Source organism: Flavobacterium sp. (genome assembly GCF_043779715.1).
GTDB lineage: Bacteria > Bacteroidota > Bacteroidia > Flavobacteriales > Flavobacteriaceae > Flavobacterium.
Genome location: NZ_JAYWDT010000013.1, coordinates 1 through 4,949 on the forward strand (window position 1 = coordinate 1; position 4,949 = coordinate 4,949).

A 4,949-nucleotide genomic window follows, 5' to 3' on the forward strand; every position below is an offset into this window, starting at 1 on the left:
ATGTGATTGACAATGAACTCATCATAATTAATGGGTTAATTACATTTATTGGGTTATTACTAATTAGCAAACCTGCTACGAAGGGAACGAGGTTTTAAAAACAATATCTGACAGGTTTTCAAAAACCTGTCAGATATTGTTTTCTCCAAAAGAAAAAATGATTTACTAATTAGCCCCGATAGAATGGAAAACCTAGCCATTTTTCTTGGCTAGTTTGGAATGAAAGCGGGAATATGGTTTGTAAATAAGGGTAAAGATTCGCTCCTAATACTGATTCGTAGCCAATAAAACCAATGTGCAAGCTTCATCAACTTTAATCCCATTTGCTTTTAGCAACTGAGAAAACTCAGGATTTTCAGTTCCTGGATTGAAAATAACACGTTTGGGTTTGGTTTCTAATATATAATTATAATAATCGCGCTGGCGTGTTGGATTCAGATAAAGCGTTACGGTATGAATGCTTGCTAATGGAATATTTTTTGTTCTAATATTTATTCCCGCAACTTCTCCAGCATTTTGGCCTATCGCCATTACCGAATGACCTTTTTCGACCAACATCGTTATTGCCTTAAAAGCGTATCTATCTGGTTTTGTTGAAGCACCAAGTACCAACGTTTTTTTATTACTCATTATATTATTTTTTTACAAAAGTACTCAAAATTGTGGCTTTCCCTAAAAATATATACCTTTATAGAATATTGATGTTTTCGTAATAACCGAAAAAATCTAACCAATTACCTTTACAAAAAAAACATGGAGTTATTTATTTACTTATTCTTCGCCTTATTTTCGGTCTTAAACCCAATAGGAACAATCCCTATTTTTGTAGGCCTAACACAGCATGACGAGAAAAAAGAACGTTCTAGAATCTCGCTTTGGACATCGATAAATGTTTGTATTATTTTGATAATTTCTTTTTTTGTGGGTCAATATATTCTTTCCTTTTTTGGGATTACTATAAATGCCTTACGAATTACAGGTGGAATTATTATTGCTAGCTCTGGTTTTTCGTTACTTTCAGGAAAATTTAGCAAGAAAAGAGGTATTGGCAAAAAAGTACAAACCGATGTGCAAAATAGAAATGATATTGCACTAACGCCGCTTGCCATGCCCATGCTTGCAGGACCTGGATCTATATCATTACTTATCGCTTTTTACCAAGAGCACCACTCACCAAACGAGATGATTATTTCGTCGATAGCGATATTTGCCATTTCGATTGTTATTTATTTAGTACTAAGAAGTGCACATTATCTTTCGAAAATACTTGGAGCGTCGGGAATTGTCGCAATTTCTAGAATTATTGGTTTCTTGACAATTGCGATTGGAATTCAGTATATTATTAGCTCTATTTTAAGTATTGTGAGAGGAATTTAAATAATTACGAATTGTAAATTATGAATTACGAATCAATCTTTAAAAACACCATACATTTATAACGATATTGTCATTCCGAGGAACGAGGAATCTCACAAGTAAAGATATGAGACTCCTCGTTCCTCGGAATGACAAACTGTGTGTTTATTTTCTCGTAATTCGTAATTCCCCTACTCTGTTGGAAGGAAAATTTCCGCCATCATACAACGCGCACTTCCACCACCACAAGCTTCGATAGTATCTAAACTAGAACTCAAAATTGTGATATGTTCTTCTAGTTGTGCGATTTGTTTTTTAGTTAAACTTTTGTGTGCCGAGGCGCTCATAACCAGATAACGACGCTCGTCAGTTCCTTGTAATTCGAGCATATTTCCTGCAAAGTTATTCATTTGATCTTCCGTGATTAGAATAATTTCTTTTCCGTCAGATTTCAAACTATCGAGAACCATTTTTCGTTCTTTTTTATCATCGATACAATCTGCACAAATAACGGCAAAAGTATCGGCAACACACATCATGACATTGGTATGATAAATGAGTTTTCGCTCAGTACCTACTGTCTGAAAAGCTTCAAAAATAACTGGAGTATATTCGAAATCTTCACAGAATTCGATAAACAACTCCTCATCTGCACGAGGCGAAAGTGCGCAATAAGCTTTGTCATTTTCTCTGTCTAAAACCACACTTCCTGTTCCTTCTAGAAAAAAACCATCTTCTTCTGCCGAAGAATAATCCATAATTTCATTAACTACAAAACCTTTATCTTCTAGAATATCTAAAATTTCTTCACGACGTTCTAACCTTCTATTCTCAGCAAACATAGGGTATAAAGCTACGTCACCACTTTCGTGAAAAGAAATCCAGTTGTTTGGAAAAATAGAATCTGGAGTACTTGGTTCTAATGTATCATCGACCACTGTGATATCGACACCAACCATTCGCAATTTATTTACGAAAGTGTCAAATTCTTCTTGTGCTTTGGCATTTACCGTTTCTGGCGACAAGCCATCTATCACTTTTTGGTAATAATTATTTACCGCCGTTTGTTCGTTCATACGAAACGCAACTGGGCGAATCATTAGTATGGAATTTGTAGTTTGTTTCACGGGATTATGTTTTAATTGTTTGGGTTATTGCTTCAACAATATCAAGTGTTATTTCGGCCATTGTATTTTCTTTTTCGTCAAGACATGGATTTACTTCAACCACTTCAATACAAATCGTTTTAGGATTTTGTGCCAATGCAATTAATATTTCTTTGGCTTCTTGAGGTGTTAATCCATTATCGACAGGAGTTCCTGTTCCATGTGACGTTAAATCTGGATCCATTGAATCTACATCAAAAGAAACATAAATGATATCGCAATCTTTGAGTTTTTCATTAACAATTTTAATGATTTCAGAAACACCTTTTAAACGAACTTCAGAAACTTCACAATTCTTAATTTGCAAACGATCCATTATAGCATTCTCTTGAGCTTCGGTATCGCGAACACCAATATAAACGATATCTTCTGCATTCACTTTTGGAGTGATATTTCCAACTTGTTTGAGTTGATTCCAAAACAAAACCGTTTCTTCATCTACTTCATTGTTTTTACATTCGAGATTGTCAATATTTAAAGCTGTAGCCAAAGGCATACCGTGCATATTCCCAGACGGAGTGGTATAAGGCGTATGAATATCAGCATGTGCATCAATCCATATAACACCTAACCTTTTTTGCGGAAAAGCGGATTTAATTCCTGCAATTGTCCCTCCAGCAGAACCATGATCGGCCGCTAATAAAATTGGAAACAAATTATTGTTTAAAATCGTAGATACTTCAATATTCAGTTCATTATAAACATTTAGCAATCCATCGATTCTTTTAGCAAATGGAAATTGAGTAGGTTTATCTAAAAAATTATTAACGTTTAGTATTTTTTGAACTTCGTTCTCTCCAAAAATATAACTTCCTTTTTTTCGGGCAGCTGTCATTATCGCATCAGGCCCTAAAGAAGCGCCTCTTGTCCCTGCAGTTATTTCCGATTTATTGATTAAAAAAACAACATTCTTACTCATAAAGTATTTATTTGAAATATCGATTTAGATAAAAATCTACCTCTTACAACATATTTGGTTATTAGCAAATATAAAAAAAGCTTCTCGATTAAGAGAAGCTTTTCGTTTAAATTATTAAGAATTTATCGTTTTTCTACAGCGACAAAATCTCTTAATGGATGTCCTGTATAAACTTGACGAGGACGACCAATAGGCTCTTTGTTTTCACGCATTTCTTTCCATTGCGCTATCCAACCTGGAAGACGACCAATTGCGAATAATACTGTAAACATATCAGTAGGAATCCCTAATGCTCTGTATATAATTCCTGAATAGAAATCGACATTTGGATATAATTTTCTTGACACAAAATACTCATCTACTAAAGCTGATTCTTCTAATTTTTTTGCAATTTGAAGAATTGGATCATCAACTCCTAAAGTTCTTAAAACTTCGTCAGCTGCTTTTTTGATAATTTTTGCTCTTGGATCGAAATTTTTGTAAACTCTATGTCCGAATCCCATCAAACGGAACTCGTCATTTTTGTCTTTGGCTTTGGCCAAATATTTTTCGGCATCGCCGCCGTTTTTTTGAATCTCTTCGAGCATTTCTAACACCGCTTGGTTTGCACCACCGTGAAGTGGCCCCCAAAGCGCAGAAACTCCTGCTGATATTGAAGCAAATAATCCCGCATGAGACGAACCTACCATTCTAACAGTCGATGTAGAACAGTTTTGCTCATGGTCTGCATGAAGTATAAATAATTTATCTAAAGCAGCAACTACAACTGGATTTGCTGCATAAGGCCCAGTAGGTAATCTAAACATTAATTGCATGAAATTCTCTACATATCCTATTGTATTGTCATAATAATTTAGAGGATAACCCATGCTTTTTCTAAATGTCCATGTGGCAAGAACTAGGAATTTACCCATAGTTTTACAAACAGCTTCGTACATTTCTTTTTCGTTTTCTACATTAACAACTTTTGGATTAAAAGCGGTTAAAGCACTTGTTAATGAAGACAAAACGCCCATTGGATGTGCTGTTTTAGGAAAACCATCGATGATGTTTTTCATTTCTTCGTTTACCAAAGTGTATTTACGAATATTGTTTTCAAATCTTTCTAATTCTGCTTTTGTAGGTAATTCACCAAAAATAACTAGGTAAGAAACTTCAAGAAAATCTGCTTTGTCAGCTAAATCTTCGATTGAATATCCTCTGTAACGTAGGATCCCTTCTTCTCCGTCTAGGAATGTTATTTCTGATTTACAAACTCCTGAGTTTTTGTAACCTGGATCCATTGTGATGGCACCTGTTAAGTCTCTTAGTTTGCTAATATCTATAGCTACTTCGTTTTCGCTTCCTGTTATTGTTGGAAATTCATACTTTTTGCCATCAATTTCTATTGTTGCTGTTTTTGACATAATATAATATGGGGATTTATCTAAAAAAATAATAATTTAACAAAGCTAAGGAATTTCATATTAATTAAAAAAGATTTGTGGTATCGTTTTCGTTAAATAATT

Annotated in this window: 5 protein-coding genes; 1 reads left to right on the plus strand and 4 read right to left on the minus strand. The window is 34.3% G+C overall.

Annotated elements, in window-relative coordinates:
- Positions 1 to 264: 264 nt before the first annotated feature.
- A complete protein-coding gene (locus ACH2BG_RS00510; protein WP_395045784.1) occupies positions 265 to 630 on the minus strand; it encodes a CoA-binding protein in 366 nt (121 codons plus the stop codon).
- A gap of 123 nt (positions 631 to 753) precedes the next feature.
- On the opposite strand from ACH2BG_RS00510, the gene ACH2BG_RS00515 reads away from it, so the two are divergent.
- Complete coding sequence (locus ACH2BG_RS00515) at positions 754 to 1,377, plus strand: MarC family NAAT transporter (protein WP_395045785.1); 624 nt, start codon at positions 754 to 756, stop codon at positions 1,375 to 1,377.
- A gap of 170 nt (positions 1,378 to 1,547) precedes the next feature.
- Here ACH2BG_RS00515 and ctlX read toward each other — a convergent pair whose 3' ends face one another.
- The 3 genes from ctlX to ACH2BG_RS00530 all read right to left on the minus strand — a co-directional run bounded on the left by ctlX (position 1,548) and on the right by ACH2BG_RS00530 (position 4,847).
- Positions 1,548 to 2,483: a citrulline utilization hydrolase CtlX gene (ctlX, locus tag ACH2BG_RS00520; RefSeq protein WP_395045786.1), complete on the minus strand. Its 936-nt coding sequence runs from the start codon at positions 2,481 to 2,483 to the stop codon at positions 1,548 to 1,550.
- A gap of 4 nt (positions 2,484 to 2,487) precedes the next feature.
- On the minus strand, positions 2,488 to 3,441 hold the full coding sequence (locus tag ACH2BG_RS00525) for an arginase (RefSeq protein ID WP_395045787.1): 954 nt from the start codon (positions 3,439 to 3,441) through the stop codon (positions 2,488 to 2,490).
- A gap of 122 nt (positions 3,442 to 3,563) precedes the next feature.
- On the minus strand, positions 3,564 to 4,847 hold the full coding sequence (locus ACH2BG_RS00530; RefSeq protein WP_395045788.1) for a citrate synthase: 1,284 nt from the start codon (positions 4,845 to 4,847) through the stop codon (positions 3,564 to 3,566).
- Positions 4,848 to 4,949: the final 102 nt, after the last annotated feature.